Here is a 17501-nt window from a genome sequence, read left to right on the forward strand (position 1 = left end):
AGGGAATCGGAAAAGCAAATGCGCCCGGCTTCGGCTTTTACCATTCCCGATTCCCCATTCCCGATTCCCCCGACTCCTGATAGAGGAGTCGCCGCGGCGCACCGCTGATCGCCGCGGCGAGCTTGGCCGCCTTCGCCGGCGGCAGTTCCTCGCGCAGGATCGCGAAGACGCGCTGCCCTTCGGCGAGCTTCGCCTCGGCCTCCTCGCCGCGGCCGGCGACGAGGATCACATGCTCGCCGCGCTGCTGGTCGGGGTCGGCCGCGACATGCGCCGCGAGTTCCGCCAGCGGCTCGCCGAGCACGGTCTCGAACAGCTTGGTCAGTTCGCGCGCCAGTACCGCCTCGCGCCCGCCGCCGAAGACGTCGCGCATGTCGGCGAGGCTCTCGGCGACGCGGTGCGAGGATTCGTAGAAGATCAGCGTGCGCGGGTCGCCGGCCAGTTCCTGCAGCCTTGCCCGCCGCGCGGCCGCCTTGGGTGGCAGGAAGCCCTCGAACACGAAGCGGTCGCTGGGCAACCCCGCCACCGACAGCGCCGCGATCGCCGCGCACGCGCCCGGCACCGGCGCGCAGCGGATGCCCGCCGCGCGCGCGGCGCGCACCAGCCGGAATCCCGGATCGCTGATCAACGGCGTGCCTGCGTCGGAAATCAGCGCCACCGATTCGCCGCCAAGCAGGCGCCGCACGATCGCCTCCACCGCGTCGCGCTCGTTGTGCTCGTGCAGGGCGAGCAGCGGCGTGCCGATGTTGTGCTGGAGCAGCAGCGGACGGCTGTGCCGGGTGTCCTCCGCCGCGATCACCGCGACCGCGCGCAGGGTCTCGACCGCGCGCGCGGAGAGGTCGTCGCGGTGGCCGATCGGGGTGGCCACCACCCATAGGCAGCCGGGCTGGACAGATGGCATCTTGCGCTCCAGTTCGCCGCGGGTCGGCGATGCGATCGGCTATGATCGCTCACCATGCCGATAACGACCAAGGGACGCCCCATGCGCCTGATCCGCGCCACAGGCATCGGCCTGTTGACCGCCTTGCTGCTGAGCGCCTGCGTACCGCAGGCCGTCACCCGGTCGCCCGCCGAGATCGCCGCCGCGCAGCAGGCCGGCGAGCTGGCCCGGCAAGGCCAGTTCGACCAGGCCGCACAGGCCTACCTGAATCTTGCGCAGCAGTCCGGCGCGCCGGACGCCTACCGCCTGCTCGCCGCCGAGACATACCGCCAGGAAGGCGCGCTCGACCGCGCCGAACCGCTGCTGACGCAGATCCGCCGCGACCGCCTGCGCAACGACGAGCCGGTCCGTTTCGACCTGCTGCGCGCCGAGGTGGCGCTCGCGCACCACGACGCGCACAGCGCGCTGCAGCTCACCACGCAGCCCACCCTGGCGGTGCCGCCGGCGCTGCAACTGCGCCTGTTCGAGCTGCGCGCCCGCGCGCAGGAGGCCAGCGGCGACGCCTGGGGCGCCGCGCACACCCGCGTGGAGATGGACCCCCAGTTGAGCGGCCTCGACCAGGCGCAGAACCGCAAGCAGATCCTCGAACAGCTCGGCAAGCTCGGCGCCGAGCCGCTGAAGCGCCGCGCCGACGCGATGCAGCAGGGCGACCTGATGCTGCCGTGGATCAACGAGTCGCTGACCCAGCTCGGCGTGGCGGTGGCGCGGCCGCAGCCGGCGCTGGACCAGCCGGTCGGCACCATGCTGCCCGGCGCGGACGCGAACGTGCGCGAAGGCTTCAGCATGCCCGAGCGGCTGGCCCTGCTGCTGCCGGCCAGCGGCAGCGCCGCCCCGGCCGGCAACGCGATCCGCGAAGGCTTCTTCGCCGCCTACGTCGATGCCGCGCGCAACCACGCGCCGCGCGCCAGCGTGCGGGTGTACGACAGCGGCGGCGACGCCGCGAGCGCATTGAAGGCGTACCAGCAGGCGGTCAGCGACGGCGCCAAGCTGGTGGTCGGCCCGCTGACCCGGGCCGAGGTGGCCGCGGTGTTCGGCCAGGCGCCGCTGCCGGTGCCGCTGCTCGCGCTCAACCATCCCGACGACAAGAGCCTGCCCTCGACCGGCGCCAGCGAATTCGGCCTGCTGCCGGAAACCGAAGGCGCGCAGGTGGCCGACCACATGGTCGAGCGCGGCCTGCACGACGCCTACGTGGTGGTCAGCAGCGACGACTTCGCCCAGCGCGCCGCCAGCGCCTTCAAGGCCGAGCTGGAAGCGCGCGGCGGGCGCATCGCCGGCAGCGCCACCCTGGCGACCGGCACGGTCAACTACGCCGGCCAGATCCAGGGCCTGAACGCCGTCGCCGCCGGCGAGGGAGCCGGCGTGTTCATCAGCATGCGGCCCCAGCAGGCGCGCCTGCTGCTGCCGCAGTTGCGGCTGGCGCGGGTCGCCCTGCCGGTGTTCGGCACCTCGCACGTCTATGCGGGCATCGACGACGCCGGCGCCGATGCCGACCTGAACGGCGTGGAGTTCTGCGACGCGCCGTGGCTGTTCGACGCCCAGCCGGGCCTGCCGCGGCACGACGACATCGCCGCGCAGTTGCCGGCGGCGCGCGGCGCGGCGGGGCGGCTGTTCGCCTTCGGCATGGACGCATGGAACCTGGTGCCGTACATCGACTGGCTGCGCAGCCATCCGGGCAGCTACCTGCCCGGCGCCAGCGGCCAGCTCACCGCCGACCAGTTCGGACGGATCCGCCGCGTGCTGGTGTGGGCGGCCTTCGTCGACGGCCTGGCCCGCCCGCTGAGCGGCAGCCTGCAGATGGACGACGTGCCCTCCACCGCGCCGCCGGCCGGCGACGGCCCGGCGCCGGCCGCTTCCGCGCCCGCTCCCGCACCGGCCAGCCCCGCACCCGCTTCCAGCACCGGCAGCGCCGATCCCGGCGCGCGCTGATGCGCGCCGCCGGCGACGTCTTCGAGCAGCGCGCGCTGGACGAACTGGAGCGCGCCGGCCTGAAGCTGCTGGCGCGCAACTACGCCACCCGCCACGGCGAGATCGACCTGGTGATGCGCGACGGCGACAGCGTGGTGTTCGTGGAGGTGCGCTACCGCGTGCGCGCCGGCCACGGCGACGCCCTCGCCTCGGTCACCCGCGCCAAGCAGGACAAGCTGATCCGCACCGCAAGCCTGTGGCTTGCCGCCCACCCGCAACACGCGCGGCGCGCCTGCCGCTTCGACGTGGTCAGCTACGACGGCCCCGCCGGCGACGCGCATGTGCAGTGGCTGNGCGGCGCCTTCGAGGCCGAATAGCGCCGCCCGCGATGCGATACTGCGCGGCATGAACCTGCCTGCAGCCCTGCTCGACACCCTGCGCACGGTCTTTCCCGGCGACGCGTTCGCCATCGCGGAGGAAGCGCGCCGCGCCGCCGCCCGCGACAACTCGCGCTACGAACGACTGCCCGAGGCGGTGGTTTTCCCCGCCGCGCATGCGCAGGTGGAAGCGCTGGTGCGCGCCTGCCGCGAACACCGCGTGCCGCTCACCGCGCGCGGCGGCGGCACCAGTTCCACCGGCGCCTCGGTGCCGGTGCAGGGCGGCGTGGTGGCGAACTTCATGCGCATGGACCGCATCGTGCGCATCGACCCGGACGATCGCCTCGCCGTGGTGGAACCGGGCGTGACCAACGAAGCGTTGCAGCAGGCCTTGGCGCCGCACGGTTTCTTCTGGGCGCCCGATCCCGGCTCGGCGCCGTGGTGCACGGTGGGCGGCAACCTCGCCTGCAACGCCTCCGGCCCGCACGCGGTGAAATACGGCTCGACGCGCGACAACGTGCTCGGCCTCGCCGCCGTGGCCGGCACCGGCGAAAGCTTCCGCTGCGGCACGCAGACCACCAAGAGCGCGACCGGCTACGACCTCGCCCGCCTGCTGGTCGGCTCGGAAGGTACCCTGGCGGTCATCACCGAAGCCACGCTCAAGCTGACCCCGAAACCGGCGGCGCTGCGCACCCTTCGCGCCAGCTACCGCGACGCCGCCAGTGCCGCACGGGCCGTGGCGCGCATCATGGCGCAGCCGGCCACGCCCTGCGCGCTGGAGTTCATGGACGCGCTGGCGCTGAAGCTGGCGCGCGATCACCAGCCCGAGGCCGGCGTGCCGCAGGTCGAGGCGCTGCTGATGATCGAGCTGGACGGCGCCGCGGACGCGCTGGACGCGGCCACCGCCGCCGTCGAGGCCGCCGCCCGCGTCGACGGCCTGCTGCATCTGGAAGTGGCGCGCGACGAGGCGCAGACCCGCGCGCTGTGGGCGGCGCGCAAGGCGCTGTCGCTGGCGCAGCGCGCCGTCACCCAGCACAAGATCAACGAGGACGTGGTGGTGCCGGTGAGCCGCCTGCCCGAGCTGGTGGACAGCGTGCGCACGTTGTCGGAAAAACATGCCGTGCCCATCGTCAGCTTCGGCCACGCCGGCAACGGCAACCTGCACGTGAACCTGCTGCCGCGCGACCTGGACGAGATCGAGCGCGCCTACGCCGCGCTGCCCGAACTGTTCGCGCGGGTGATCGCACTGGGCGGCACGATCTCGGGCGAGCACGGCATCGGCATGGTGAAGCGCGAGTTCATGCCGCTGGCGATGTCCGGCGAAACGCTGGGGCTGATGCGCGGCATCAAGGCCGTGTTCGACCCGGACGGCATTCTCAACCCGGGCAAACTGCTGCCGTAACGAATCGACACAGGCACGAGACAGGGGGAAACGCATGAAGCGCGCGGTATCTGCGGTGTGGATAGTGCTGTGCCTGGCGTTGGGCGCATGCAGCCAGCAATCGATGATCGACAGGCTGGAGCCCAAGGCGGAATCCGCCGCGGCCAAGGCGCTCATCGACCGGTTGCGCCAAGGCGACATCGAGGCCGTCAGGACGCAGCTCGCCCCCCAGTACCAGACACCCGAAGTCTCGGCCCGACTGCGCGAGATGGTCGCGATCTTCCCCACGGGCCAAGCCCTCTCCGTAAAGACCGTGGGCGCCAACGTGACCACCATCCGTCGCACCGGCGATCCGTCGCAATCCTCCACCGCCTTCAATCTCACCTACGAGTACGAGTTCCGGGATGCGTGGGTCGCGGCCAACATCCTCCTGGTGCGGCAGGACGGCAAGCTGCTGATCGAAGGCCTGCACGCCAACCGCCTGGCCGAGCCGCTCGAGGCCAGCCATGCCCTCACCCTCAAGGGCAAGAGCGCCGCGCACTGGCTGATGGCGCTGCTGACCTGCGCGGAAGCCCTGTTCTGCCTGTACGCCTTCGTGCTCTGCCTGCGCACGCCGATACCGCGCCGCAAGTGGCTGTGGGCGCTGTTCACCCTGGTCGGCGTGGGCACGCTCCAGTTCAACTGGGTCAGCGGCGCATTCGGCATCCTTCCCTTGAGCGTGCAGTTCCTGTTCGGCGTTTCCGCGGTGTCGGCGCCTTACGGCCCATGGATACTGTCCGTCTCGATCCCGCTCGGCGCCATCTGCTTCCTTGCCAGGCGCCGCCACTGGAAGGCAGCGGCGACACCGCCGCTCCCGACCTGATCCGATGGCCGGCCGCTCCCGCCATTCGCCGTCCGGTACCGCCGACCTCGACCGTCTGCTCGCCGAGGTCCGCGCCTGCCGCCTGTGCGAGGCCCACCTGCCGTTCGGCCCGCGGCCGGTCGTGCAGGCTTCGGCGACGGCGCGCCTGCTGATCGTGAGCCAGGCGCCGGGGCGCAAGGTGCACGAGACCGGCATCCCGTTCAACGACCCCAGCGGCGATCGCCTGCGCGCGTGGCTGGATGTGGACCGCGCCGCGTTCTACGACGCACGGCGCATCGCGATCGTGCCGATGGGCTTCTGCTTTCCCGGCACCGGCAAGGGCGGCGACCTGCCGCCGCGGCCGGAATGCGCGCCCACCTGGCATCCGCGCCTGCTGCCGCTGCTGCGCGACGTAAGGCTGACCCTGGCGATCGGCCAGTATGCGCAGGCCGGCCTGCTCGGCGCACGGCGCGGCCGCTCGCTCACCGACACCGTGCAGGCATGGCGCGAGCACCTGGCGCGCGGCGTGCTGCCGCTGCCGCACCCGAGCCCGCGCAACCAGTTGTGGCTGAAGCGCAATCCCTGGTTCGAGCGGGAGCTGCTGCCGGTGCTGCGCGAGCGGGTCGCGCCGCTGCTCGAGCCGCCTGTCACGCCCCGCGACGCATGAACACCAGGTGCAGTCTGAACAGCACGAACACCGCGCCGGCCAGCCCTTCGATCCAGCGCGCCAGCCACAGGTAGCCGCGGCGTACCGCCGGCAGGGCGGAATCCGGCCCCGGGCCGAGCGGGGCGACCAGGTACGCGACGGCGTTCGTCGGGAAGGCCCATCGCGGGCTCCGGCAACGGGGGATGCGCCGGTATATGGGCCGGCGCGACATTGCGCTGCGGCTTGCCGCCGGCCCGCCGGCTCCTCTACGCTGCCCGCGCCTCGCCGGGATGCGGTCCGTCCGCACCGGCTGACCGGCTGAGTTGGGGGAGTCGAACACCACGGTCGCCGCCGCCGGCATCCTCGAACCGGCTTTACTCCGCGGCTGCGCGGCGCCACCGTTACGGCCGCGCGGCAGTGTCCGTCCCCACGTCCGCCACCTTACCGACCCCGCGAGAATCCATGAACCTCAAGCTGCGCCTCGTCGCCATGAATTTCCTGCAGTTCTTCATCTGGGGATCGTGGCTGATCACCATCGGCGCGTACTGGTTCCAGAACCGGCACTGGTCCGGCGCGCAGTTCGGCGCGATCTTCTCGACGATGGGCATCGCCGCGCTGTTCATGCCTTCGCTGATGGGCGTGGTGGCGGACAAGTGGATCCCGGCGCAGAAGCTCTACGGCCTGCTGCACATCGCCGGCGCGGTGGTGCTGTTTATCGTGCCGAGCGTCAATTCGCCAGGCATGCTGTTCTGGGTGATGCTGTTGAACATGATGTTCTACATGCCGACGATCTCGCTGGCCATCGCGGTGGCGTTCAACGCATTGAAGAACAGCGGCGCGGATGTGGTGACAGTATTTCCACCGATCCGCGTGTGGGGCACGGTGGGCTTCATCGTGGCGATGTGGACGGTGAGCCTGCTGCACCTGGAAACCTCGGCGGGCCAGTTCCACGTGGCCTCGGCCGCCGCGCTGCTGCTGGGCCTGTACGCGTTCACCCTGCCGAACTGCCCGCCGCGGTTGCGCGGCAAGGCACACAAGTCCTGGCTGGATACGCTCGGGCTGACCTCGTTCGCGCTGTTCAAGAACCGCAAGATGGCGGTGTTCTTCCTGTTCGCGATGCTGCTCGGCGCGGCGCTGCAGTTGACCAACGCCTATGGCGACACCTTCCTGCACGACTTCGCGAACGTGGACGCCTACAAGGGCATGGTGGCGGTGCGCTATCCGGCCATCGTCATGTCGATTTCGCAGATCTCCGAAACGCTGTTCATCCTGGCCATCCCGTTCTTCCTGAAGCGCTTCGGCATCAAGATGGTGATGCTGATCAGCATGCTGGCGTGGACGCTGCGCTTCGGCCTGTTCGCCTACGGCAACCCCGGCCCGGGCCTGTGGATGATCGTGCTGTCGTGCATCGTCTACGGCATGGCGTTCGATTTCTTCAACATCTCCGGTCAGTTGTTTGTCGAGGAGCAGAGCGACCCGTCGATCCGCGCCAGCGCGCAGGGCCTGTTCATGCTGATGACCAACGGCATCGGCGCGGTGCTGGGCAGCTCGATCTCCGGCCTGGTGATCGAGCTTTACTTCACCCATGCCGACGGCAGCAAGGACTGGCACGGCATCTGGACCAGCTTCGCGCTGTACGCACTGGTGGTGGCGGTGCTGTTCTTCTTCCTGTTCAAGCACAAGCACCAGCCGGCACCCCTGCGCGACCTTCAGCCGGACAACGTGGCGCAGCCCTAGGGCCGGCCGCCCAGCCGGCCTTTCCGGGAACGCGGAGCGCCCCGAGCCAGCCACCCACGCCGGGGACGCGAACCGTGCCGCGCAGCACACGGCGCGAAGCCGCGCGCGCGGCAAGCCGCCGTCCTAGGGACAACCCTAGTGTCGGGCGCGCGCCGCATCTCCTTACGATGGCGGCCAGGCGTCATCCCCGCGACGCGTCCCGAGGCCAACCATGTCCCTTGCTCCGATCAACGGCGGCTCCACGCCGGCGCTCCAGCCGCAGGACCACCCGCAGACCTATACCGTGCGCCCCGGCGACACGCTGGACTACCTCTCGCGCCAGTTCGGCGTCAGCGAGCAGGCGATCCGCCAGGCCAACCCGCAGATCTTCGGCGACCACCTGCGGGTGAAGTTCGCCGCGATGGACCACGCCGAGATCATCGGCAGCGGCGACGTGCTGCACATCCCCGCCGCGTCGATGAGCGTGACCGAAAACCCGCCCGACGTGGACGTCAATCCCACCTTCACCAGCTCCAACAGCGAGTACCAGGCCGGACCGGTCACCTACAACCCCGGCGACGGCACGGTCAAGCTCACCCACGAGCAGGAAGTGGAACTGGGCAAGCAGCCCGACCCGCTCGGCGTGAACGCCAAGCCGGAGAAAGGCGTCGCCTTCTCGGTCAGGAACGAGAACTCCCTGGCCGGCACCTACAAGCACCAGGACGGCAAGACCGAGATCTCGGTGGAGAGCGAGGTCAGCGTCTCCCTCGAAGGCAAGGCCGACGCCGGCGGCAAGAAGGGCGGCGCCAGCCTCGACGCGAGCGCAGGCACCGGCGTGCGGGCGCGCTACAAGGTGACCCTGCCCGACCAGAACGGCAAGGCGGTCGACCCGGCGCAGGCGGCCCTCCAGGCGGCCAAGATCAACCCGTTCGACCCCAGCACCCTGCCGCCGGGCGCCACCGTGACGCTCGACAAGCAGGATTTCGTCGGCACTTCGCTGGAAGCCTCGTTCCGCTACATGGCGATGAAGTCGGAGGCGACGGACGCCGAGGGCACCGCGCTCAGCATCACCCGCGGCACCGGCGACGACGCCAGCCAGGTCACCGTGTACACCGGCCCGACCAAGGCGGTGGAGGCGTTCAACGGCGTCGGCGTGAAGGTGGGCGACTTCACCGCGTTCGCCGGCCGCCAGGACGCACTGGGCCAGTCCAAGCTGCGCACCGCCACCTTCGACCTGACCAGCAAGGACGCCCAGGCCGCCTATTCGCGCTTCCTCGCCACCGGGCAGATCGCCGACCAGACGCCGGGCGTGCAGCACGTGGCGACCATCGAGAAGCTGGACATGGCCTCGCAGACCCGGCTGAAGGCCGGCATCGGCGACTTCGGCATCGACCTGGCCGGCGCGGAGAACACCGGCAGCAGCCTGTACATCCACTACCCCGACGGCTCCACCACCGTCAGCACGCAGCTGAAGTACTCCAACAACGTGCCGCTGACGATCACCCAGCGCTACGACACCGACGGCACGGAGCTGATCGACCAGCGCCGCTACGAGTTCCAGGTGAAGGCGGACGGCAACCACAACACCGACCTGCTCAACGTGGCGCTCACCGGCAGCATCACCGCGCTGCGCAACGGCTACAAGCCGGTGCCTTCGGACGGCACCACCAAGCTGGTGTTCGACGACCGCCAGATGGAGGCGCTGATGGGGCAGACGCGCAAGGCGGCCGACGCCACGCTCGGCTACGACAAGATCGACGTGCTCGCCGGCGAGCCGGACCACGCACCCACCAGCATGGAGTTCGCCATCTCGATGGCGCGCAACCTGGGCAACGACGACTACGGCTTCTCCAAGCTGCTGTTCGACATCTCCGACGGCGCCGACGGCTCGTTCGGCAACGGCCGCCAGGCGATCGACGCGAGTGTGCAGAAGGGCTGACCGCGCGGTACCCGCGCTCCGCCGCCCCGGCGCGGCGGAAGCGCGGCCCGGCCCACGCTACAATGGCCGGATGCAGATCGGCCCCTACCGCATCGACCCGCCCGTGGTGCTCGCCCCCATGGCCGGCGTCACCGACAAGCCGTTCCGCCTGCTGTGCAAGCGGCTGGGCGCGGGCCTGGCCGTATCGGAGATGACCACCGCCGACCCGAAGCTGTGGCATACCCGCAAGTCGCTGCGCCGGATGGACCACGCCGGCGAGCCGGAGCCGGTCAGCGTGCAGATCGCCGGCTACGACCCGGCGATGCTGGCCGAGGCGGCCCGCTTCAACGTCGCCAACGGCGCCCAGATCATCGACATCAACATGGGCTGCCCGGCCAAGAAGGTGTGCAACGTCTGGTCCGGCTCCGCCCTGCTGCAGGACGAGCCGCTGGTGGCGCGCATCTGCAAGGCCGTGGCCGATGCGGTGGACGTGCCGGTGACGCTGAAGATCCGCACCGGCTGGGACCGCGAGCACAGGAACGCCCTGGCCATCGCCCGCATCGCCGAGGACAGCGGCATCGCCGCGCTCGCCGTGCACGGCCGCACCCGCGCCGACAGGTACGAGGGCGAGGCCGAATACGAGACGATCGCCGCGGTGAAGGCCGTCGTGCGCATCCCGGTGCTCGCCAACGGCGATATCGCGACGCCGCAGCAGGCCCGGCACGTCCTCGACGCGACCGGCGCCGACGCGGTGATGGTCGGCCGCGGCGCGCAGGGGCGGCCGTGGATCTTCCGTGAGATCGCCCACTACCTCGCCACCGGCGAGCTGCTGGCCGAACCCGCGCCGGCCAAGGTGGCGGCGATCCTGCTCGGCCACCTCGAACATCTCCATGCGTTCTACGGCGAACCCGCCGGCGTGCGCATCGCCCGCAAGCACCTGGGCTGGTACGCCAAGGACCGGCCGGAGAACGCCGCCTTCCGCAACGTGGCGAACCGCGCCGAAAGCGCCGACGAGCAATTGCGGCTGACCCGCGACTACTTCGCCGCGCTGGCCGCAGGCGTGGCGCTGGCGGCCTGAGCCGCGGCGCGCGGCAGCCCTCCGCCGTTCCATCCCGCCACGCTTGCGCAGAAAGCACCCGGCCAGGACCCTCTGCCCCGCCCAGTCAGAGCCCCTTTCGCACGGGAATCCCAAACAACTCGCTCTTAAGCTCGTCATTCCTGCGGCTTTCAACGGCCGCAGGGCCGGTCAAGCAGGAATCCAGCGCCTTTGCCTCGAAGGCACCCGGCAACCCTCACTGGAGCGGCAATGACTCTTCCAGCCGTCTCGATACAAACCTTGCAACCCATCGCCACGACACGACGGCAGCGACTCCAATCACGCACCCTGCGTCGGTCCAACCGCCCCCTCGTCCTTGCGGCTCTCAACGGCCGCAGGGCCGGCCAAGCAGGACAAAAGCACGCTCCGCGAGCGTTGAACAGTCGAAGGGCGAGCGAAGCGGGTCGTCCAGTGACTGTCTCCTCGAAACCCGACGACGCTGCACCCCAGCCTCTGCCCCTTTTCGGGGTTTGCCGGGATGACGTTTCCGGGGATGCCTTGAGATCGTTAACACGCTCTAAGGCTCCGCACCGTCCTCGACGAAGACCCGGATCGCCGGCCCCAGCGAAGCGCTGAACACCGGCCCATGGTTCAACCCCTCGAACAGCCGCCAGCGCACCTGCAGGCCCGGCAGGCGGCGCAGCCGCTCCGCCAGCGCCTGTGCCGGAGACGGGCCGACGGCAGGCGGTGCGGCAGCTTTCGCCCCGGGTCCGCCGCGCTCGGCGCCGCCGGCCATCAGCAGCAGGCGTGCCGGCGCACGGTCCGGCATGGCGGCGTAGGCCGCGGCCTCGTCGTCCATCAGCGGCGCGTGCCACCACAACGCGGGACTGGCGGCGGCGTGGAAGGCGAACAGGCCCGGGCGGGCGTACAGCGCGTGCAGCGCCAGCAGGCCGCCGTAGGAATGGCCCCATACGCCCTGCCGCCGCGCGTCCACCCTCCGGTCCGCCGCGATGCGCGGCATCAGCCGGTGCTGCAGGAAATCGAGGAAGGCGTCCGCGCCGCCGCCCGGCCGGCCGCGCGGATCGGCCACGGGTCCGCCGCCGGGGAGCGGCGGCGTGTAGTCCAGCGCGCGGGCATCGGTGTCGAAGTAAGCGTCGGTGTCGTAGCCCACCGCTACCAGCAGCACGCTGCCGCGCAGCGGCGGCGCGTTGCGCGCGGATTCGAGCGCGGCCATCGCCGCATTGCCGTCGAGCAGGTACAGCACCGGATAACCGCGCGCAGGCGGTGCGCCGAGCGCGGCCGCCTGGATGCGGTAGCGACGCCCGCCCGGGCCTTCCAGCACGAAATGCCGCACGCGGCCGGCGTCCACGCCCACCGCCTCGGCCGGCGGCTGCGCCGCGGGCGGGCGATGCGCGTCGAAGCGCTGCGCCGGGACGGCGCACGGCAGCCCGGCCAGCAGCAGGACGGCCGCGCCGCGCGCGAGCCGGCCGCGCCGGGCCGCCGCCCGCGTCACAGCTTCACCGTCATGCCCAGCCACAACCGCCGGCCGTCCTCGACGTTGTTGTAGGTGTCGTAGTCGAGGCGCCGGTCGGTGAGGTTGTACAGCGCCGCGTTCAGCGTGGTCGCACCGCCCAGCCGCCACGTCGCGCCCAAGTCGGCGGTGGCGTAGGCGCCGTACTCGCGCACGACGCGGCCGTTCGGCGCGGTGACCGGCTTGCCCGCGCTGCCGGTGCGCAGTTGCGCATTGATCTCGCGGCCGTGGTAGTTCGCCGCGGCCCACAGGCTCCACGCCGCGCGCGGCGTCCAGTCGGCGCGCAGGTTGGCCAGGTGCCTGGGCGTGCGCGCCAGCGCGTAGCCCTTGTAGTTGCCGCTCTGCTGCTCGGAGTCGGTGTAGGTGTAGTTGCCCTTGAGCGTCCACGCCGCGGCCGGCGACCAGCGCGCGGTCAGCTCGCCGCCCTGGATGCGCGCCTTGTCCACGTTGCTCCAGTAGTACAGGCGGTAGTTCGGGTCTTCGCTCCAGCGCAGGTACCTGCCGCCGGCGTCCAGCGGCTGCACGTCCATCACCTTGTCGCGGAAGCGGGTGTGGAACAGGGTGAGTCCCGCGCTGAAGGCGCGGCCGGCGTCCCAGATCGCGGCCAGCTCGGCGCTGGTGCTGGTCTCGGGCTTGAGGTGCGGGTCGCCGACGATCACCGCGCAGTTGCCGTTCGGCCCGTAGCTGCAGTTGGCGCCGCCGGTGGTGTAGGCATAGCCGGGCGCGATCTGGCGGATCTCCGGCGCGCGGAAGCCGCGCGACACGCCGCCCTTGAGGATCAGCGCGCCGCCGCTGCGCCACACGCCGTACAGGCGCGGGCTCCAGTGGTTGCCGTAGATCTGGTGGCGGTCCAGGCGCGCGCCGCCGGTCAGCGCGAAACGCTCGGCCAGTTGCCATTCGTCCTCGGCGAACAGCGCCTTCTGGCCGATGCTGAAATGCTGGCTCGCGCCGCTGCGGCGGCCGGGGTTCTGGTCGGTCAGGCGCGCCTGGGTCCACTGCCCGCCCAGCACCAGGTTGTGCGCGTCCAGCGGCAGCGACAGCTTGGCGTCGGCGGTGCGGTTGCGGATCTCCGGCGCGCGCGGGCGGCGCACGAACGAGCCGTCGGCGTTGCGCGCGTAGTCGATGCGCTGGGTCGATTCCTGGTACAGCGCTAGGTCGGACTGTCCCCACGACCAGCGCCCGGCGTGCGAGGCCGACCAGCGGTCGCGCGGGTTGCGGTTGTAGGTGTCGGCCGCGTTGGCCGCCAGCGTGCGCCCGCCGCGGTTCTCGCGGCGCACGTTCTCGTGGCCGGCCTCCAGCAGGATGTCCTGGCGCGCGTCGGGCGCGATCGCCAGGCGCGCGCTGAGGTCGCCCTCGCGCGCGCCGGGATAGCCGTTGAGGAGCGCGTCCTCCCTGCGTCCGTACTGGCGGCCCCACAGTTGCAGGCCGACGCGCCCGGCGGCCAGCGGGCCGCCGGCGTAGAACTGGCCCTGCCAGGCATCGCCGGAATCGTCGTGCTGCTGCAGCGTGTAGTCCACGCCCAGCGAGCCGCCCCAGCGCTGCGGCACCTTGCGGGTGATGATGTTGATCACGCCGCCCATCGCGTCGGAACCGTACAGCGAGGACATCGGCCCGCGCACCACCTCGATGCGCTCGATCGCCTCCAGCGGCGGGATGAAGCTCTGCTCGAAGCCGCTGTTGCCGTTGGTGCGGCTGTCGCGCGTGCTCTGCCGCTTGCCGTCCACGAGGATCAGCGTGTACTGCCCGGGCATGCCGCGGATGAAGATGTCGCGCTGCCCGGCCGGGCCGGTGACGCTGACGCCCTCGACGTCGCGCAGCGCGTCGGTGAGGTCGTGGAACGGGCGCGTCTCCAGCTCGGGGCGGCCGATCACGCTGATGCTCGCCGGCGCCTGCTCGATCGCCTGCTCGAAGCCGCTGGCGGTCACCACCACGCCGTCGAGGTTCTTCGCCTTCGCCTCGTCGGCGTTCTGCTGCGCCATCGCGGGCGCGGCGCACAGCGCGGCCAGCAGTTGCAGGGAAAGCGTGCGGAACGGGATTCGCATGGGACGGGTCTTCCTGGGCAATCGGCGCAAAGCCGCCCGTCCCGCCATGCCGGCGGGTCGCGGACGATGAAGGGAGTCCCGGCCCGGCCGGGTCTGGCGCGCAGGCCGCGCAAGGCGCTGCGGATGGCTGTTCCCTGAGAGGCCCGACCGGCGCCGGCGACGGCGGCCTTGCGGGCTCCGCAAATATACGATTGAGAATGATTCTTATCAACCAGCACTGCCTGCGTCGCGCTGCCGCAGGCACACGGCGTTTGACGATGGACGTCCAGACGTCTATTCTTTGCCGCGCTGAGGTTTTCATCTTTCCATGCGAATGGAAAGATGGAATCAAAAGGGAAGCCGGTGCGAATCCGGCGCTGCCCCGCAGCGGTATGTGGAAACGAACTCCGCCAGAAGCACTGGGATCGCACCCGGGAAGCGGCGGACAGTAGACCGCGCCTTGCGCCCGTCCACGAGCCCGAAGACCTGCCTCAAGCCGACAGCCGCCGGGCCGCGAAACGCGGTACGGCCTGTCGTCCGGCCTGGAACTCCGCGGGGAGCTCCGCGCACCGTGCGCCGCCCATGCGGCACGCGGTGCTGCGTCGTCCCCGCGGCATCCGGTTCGCCCGCGGGGGCGAAGGTCGACGGCAAGCGCGGCCGGCGACGGCCGCCTGCCGCCCTTCGTTCCTCTTTGCCCATCCATGCAAGAGGAATAACCATGACATCCACCATCCCACACACCACCTGCCTGGGCTTCCCGCGCATCGGCCGCCGGCGCGAGCTCAAGCGCGCGCTGGAACGCTACTGGCGCGGCGAGGACGATGCCGACGCCCTGCTCGCCACCGCGCGCGAGCTGCGCCAGCGCCACTGGCGGCTGGCGAGCGCGGCCGGCCTCGACAGCGTGCCGGTCAACGACTTCTCGCTGTACGACCACGTGCTCGACACCGCGGTGCTGTTCGATGCCGTGCCCGAACGCTACCGCGAACTGCAGCGGCGCGATCCGCTGGCCGGCTACTTCGCGATGGCACGCGGCGGCGACGGCCTGCACGCGCTGGAGATGACCAAGTGGTTCGACACCAACTACCACTACCTGGTGCCGGAACTGCACGCCGGCCAGCGCTTCCGCCTCGCCGGCGACAAGCCGCTGGCCGAATGGCGCGAGGCGGCCGCGCTGGGCCTGGACGCGCGGCCGGTCCTGCTGGGGCCGGTGTCGTTCCTGAAGCTAGCCAAGACCACCGACGGCAGCGACCCGCTGGCCCTGCTCGACGCGCTGCTGCCCGCCTACCTCGAACTGCTGGCGCGGCTGGCCGAGGCCGGCGTCGGCTGGGTCCAGCTCGACGAGCCCTGCCTCGTGCTCGATCTCGACGACGCCACCCGCCACGCCTACGCGCTGGCGTATGCGGCGCTGGCGATCGGCCCGTCGCCGCGGCGCCTGCTGGCGGCCTACTTCGGCGCGCTGGACGACAACCTCGCGCTCGCCGCCGGGCTGCCGGTGGACGGCCTGCACGTCGACCTCGCCCGCGCGCCGGAACAGCTCGAGGCCGTGCTCGACGCGCTGCCCGCCGACCGCGTGCTCAGTGCCGGCGCGATCGACGGCCGCAACATCTGGCGCAGCCGGCCCGCCCGCGTGCTCGCGCTGCTGCAAAAGGCCCGCGACCGCCTCGGCGCCGGACGGCTGTGGCTGGCGCCGTCGTGCTCGCTGTTGCACGTGCCGCTGGACGCCGCGCAGGAAACCGGCCTGCCGGCGGAGCTGCAAGGCTGGCTCGCCTTCGCCGTGCAGAAGCTGGAAGAACAGCAGCTCTACGCCCGCGCGCTGGCCGGCGACGCGGCGGCAAGCCAGGCGCTGGACGCGCAGGCGGCGCGCCTGGAGGCCCGCGCGTCGGCGCCCGGCGTGCGGCGCGACGAGGTGCGCGCGCGGCTGGACGCGCTCAGCCCGCAGGCCGCGCTGCGCCGTTCCGCCTACGCGCACCGACGCGCGGTGCAGGCCGAGGCGCTGCCGCTGCCGCCGCTGCCCACCACCACCATCGGCTCGTTCCCGCAGACCGAGGCGCTGCGCCGCGCCCGCGCCGACCACCGCGCCGGCCGGCTCGACGACGCGGCCTACGAGCAGGTGCTGGCGGACGAGATCCGCCACGTGCTGCGGCAGCAGGAGGCCGCCGGGCTGGACGTGCTGGTGCACGGCGAGCCCGAGCGCAACGACATGGTGGAGTACTTCGGCGAGCAGCTCGACGGCTTCGCCTTCACCCGCCACGGCTGGGTGCAGAGCTACGGCTCGCGCTGCGTGAAGCCGCCGCTGATCTGGGGCGACGTGGCGCGGCCGGCGCCGATGACCGTGCGCTGGTCGCGCTACGCGCAGTCGCTCACCGGCAAGCCGGTGAAGGGCATGCTGACCGGCCCGGTGACCGTGCTGCAATGGTCGTTCGTGCGCGACGACCTGCCGCGCGAGACCGTCTGCCGCCAGCTCGCGCTGGCGCTGCGCGACGAGGTGCACGACCTGGAGGCCGCCGGCATCCGGGTGATCCAGATCGACGAGCCGGCGCTGCGCGAGGGCCTGCCGCTGCGCCGGGCGCAGCAGGCGCGCTACCTCGACTGGGCGGTGCAGTGCTTCCGCATCAGCGCCGGCGGCGTCGCCGACGCCACGCAGATCCACACCCACATGTGCTACTCCGAGTTCAACGCGATCATCGACGCGGTGGCCGCGCTGGACGCCGACGTGATCTCGATCGAGAGCAGCCGCTCGCGGATGGAACTGCTCGACGCCTTCGAGCGCTACCGCTACCCCGGCGGCATCGGGCCGGGCGTGTACGACATCCACTCCCCGCGCGTGCCGGACCGCGGCGAGATCGCGGCGCTGTTGCGCAAGGCCCTGGCCGTGCTCGACCCGGGCCAGCTCTGGGTCAACCCCGACTGCGGCCTGAAGACCCGCGGCTGGGCCGAGGTGAGCCCGGCCCTGGCGGCCATGGTGGCCGCCGCGCGGGAACTGCGCGCCGAACTGGCTCCGGCCGGCTGAACCCGAGGGCTGAAACCGGAAGGGCCGCCGCCCGGAAAGCGGCGGGCCTTCCGGGCGGCGCGCGGCTGAACGCGTACCTACCGTCATCGGGACGCGGTAGGCTGGGCGGTGAAATCCGCCGCGCCGGCGTGTATCATGCCGGCCCTCTTCTATCTCCGTATCCGAAAGGAAGGATATAAACC

Annotated in this window: 13 protein-coding genes and 1 riboswitch; of the genes, 9 read left to right on the forward strand and 4 right to left on the reverse strand. The window is 71.5% G+C overall.

Annotation, left to right across the window (positions count from 1 at the left end; all coding sequences use genetic code 11):
- Positions 1–37: 37 nt before the first annotated feature.
- Positions 38–898, reverse strand: a complete 861-nt coding sequence (gene rsmI, locus ASG87_RS18765) for a 16S rRNA (cytidine(1402)-2'-O)-methyltransferase (RefSeq protein ID WP_056008863.1) — start codon at positions 896–898, stop codon at positions 38–40.
- Between the two features lie 81 nt (positions 899–979).
- On the opposite strand from rsmI, the gene ASG87_RS18770 reads away from it, so the two are divergent.
- The 5 genes from ASG87_RS18770 to ASG87_RS18790 all read left to right on the forward strand — a co-directional run bounded on the left by ASG87_RS18770 (position 980) and on the right by ASG87_RS18790 (position 6108).
- Positions 980–2863: a penicillin-binding protein activator gene (locus ASG87_RS18770; RefSeq protein ID WP_082583074.1), complete on the forward strand. Its 1884-nt coding sequence runs from the start codon at positions 980–982 to the stop codon at positions 2861–2863.
- A partial coding sequence (locus ASG87_RS18775) for a YraN family protein (protein ID WP_235499688.1) occupies positions 2863–3195 on the forward strand: 333 nt, incomplete at its 3' end. The genes ASG87_RS18770 and ASG87_RS18775, both read left to right, overlap by 1 nt.
- A 52-nt stretch (positions 3196–3247) precedes the next feature.
- Positions 3248–4621 carry an FAD-linked oxidase C-terminal domain-containing protein gene (locus ASG87_RS18780; RefSeq protein WP_056008871.1) on the forward strand — a complete coding sequence of 458 codons (1374 nt, stop codon included), beginning with the start codon at positions 3248–3250 and terminating at the stop codon, positions 4619–4621.
- 34 nt (positions 4622–4655) lie between these two features.
- Complete coding sequence (locus tag ASG87_RS19690) at positions 4656–5462, forward strand: hypothetical protein (protein ID WP_082583075.1); 807 nt, start codon at positions 4656–4658, stop codon at positions 5460–5462.
- A 4-nt stretch (positions 5463–5466) separates the two neighbouring features.
- The gene (locus ASG87_RS18790; protein WP_056008874.1) at positions 5467–6108 is read left to right on the forward strand and encodes a uracil-DNA glycosylase family protein; all 642 of its coding nucleotides are present in this window, start codon (positions 5467–5469) and stop codon (positions 6106–6108) included.
- Here ASG87_RS18790 and ASG87_RS20715 read toward each other — a convergent pair.
- Positions 6089–6319: a hypothetical protein gene (locus tag ASG87_RS20715; RefSeq protein WP_056008879.1), complete on the reverse strand. Its 231-nt coding sequence runs from the start codon at positions 6317–6319 to the stop codon at positions 6089–6091. The genes ASG87_RS18790 and ASG87_RS20715 overlap by 20 nt on opposite strands.
- 230 nt (positions 6320–6549) lie before the next feature.
- On the opposite strand from ASG87_RS20715, the gene ASG87_RS18800 reads away from it, so the two are divergent.
- The 3 genes from ASG87_RS18800 (at position 6550) to dusB (ending at position 10799) form a co-directional block, all read left to right on the forward strand.
- On the forward strand, positions 6550–7824 hold the full coding sequence (locus ASG87_RS18800; protein WP_056008882.1) for a nucleoside permease: 1275 nt from the start codon (positions 6550–6552) through the stop codon (positions 7822–7824).
- Between the two features lie 211 nt (positions 7825–8035).
- Positions 8036–9742 carry a LysM domain-containing protein gene (locus ASG87_RS18805; protein WP_056008886.1) on the forward strand — a complete coding sequence of 569 codons (1707 nt, stop codon included), beginning with the start codon at positions 8036–8038 and terminating at the stop codon, positions 9740–9742.
- Between the two features lie 70 nt (positions 9743–9812).
- On the forward strand, positions 9813–10799 hold the full coding sequence (gene dusB / locus ASG87_RS18810; protein ID WP_056008889.1) for a tRNA dihydrouridine synthase DusB: 987 nt from the start codon (positions 9813–9815) through the stop codon (positions 10797–10799).
- Between the two features lie 535 nt (positions 10800–11334).
- Here the strand turns inward: dusB and ASG87_RS18815 are convergent.
- Entirely contained in the window at positions 11335–12270 is a 936-nt protein-coding gene (locus ASG87_RS18815) for an alpha/beta hydrolase-fold protein (RefSeq protein ID WP_056008891.1), read from the reverse strand.
- A complete protein-coding gene (locus tag ASG87_RS18820) occupies positions 12267–14330 on the reverse strand; it encodes a TonB-dependent receptor (protein WP_056008894.1) in 2064 nt (687 codons plus the stop codon). Before ASG87_RS18820 ends, ASG87_RS18815 begins: the two co-directional genes overlap by 4 nt.
- A gap of 274 nt (positions 14331–14604) precedes the next feature.
- A riboswitch (cobalamin riboswitch) is annotated at positions 14605–14818 on the forward strand.
- A gap of 209 nt (positions 14819–15027) precedes the next feature.
- Here ASG87_RS18820 and metE point away from each other — a divergent pair.
- Entirely contained in the window at positions 15028–17319 is a 2292-nt protein-coding gene (metE, locus tag ASG87_RS18825) for a 5-methyltetrahydropteroyltriglutamate--homocysteine S-methyltransferase (RefSeq protein ID WP_056008897.1), read from the forward strand.
- Positions 17320–17501 lie beyond the last annotated feature (182 nt).

The organism is Frateuria sp. Soil773, from assembly GCF_001428405.1.
GTDB lineage: Bacteria > Pseudomonadota > Gammaproteobacteria > Xanthomonadales > Rhodanobacteraceae > LMSL01.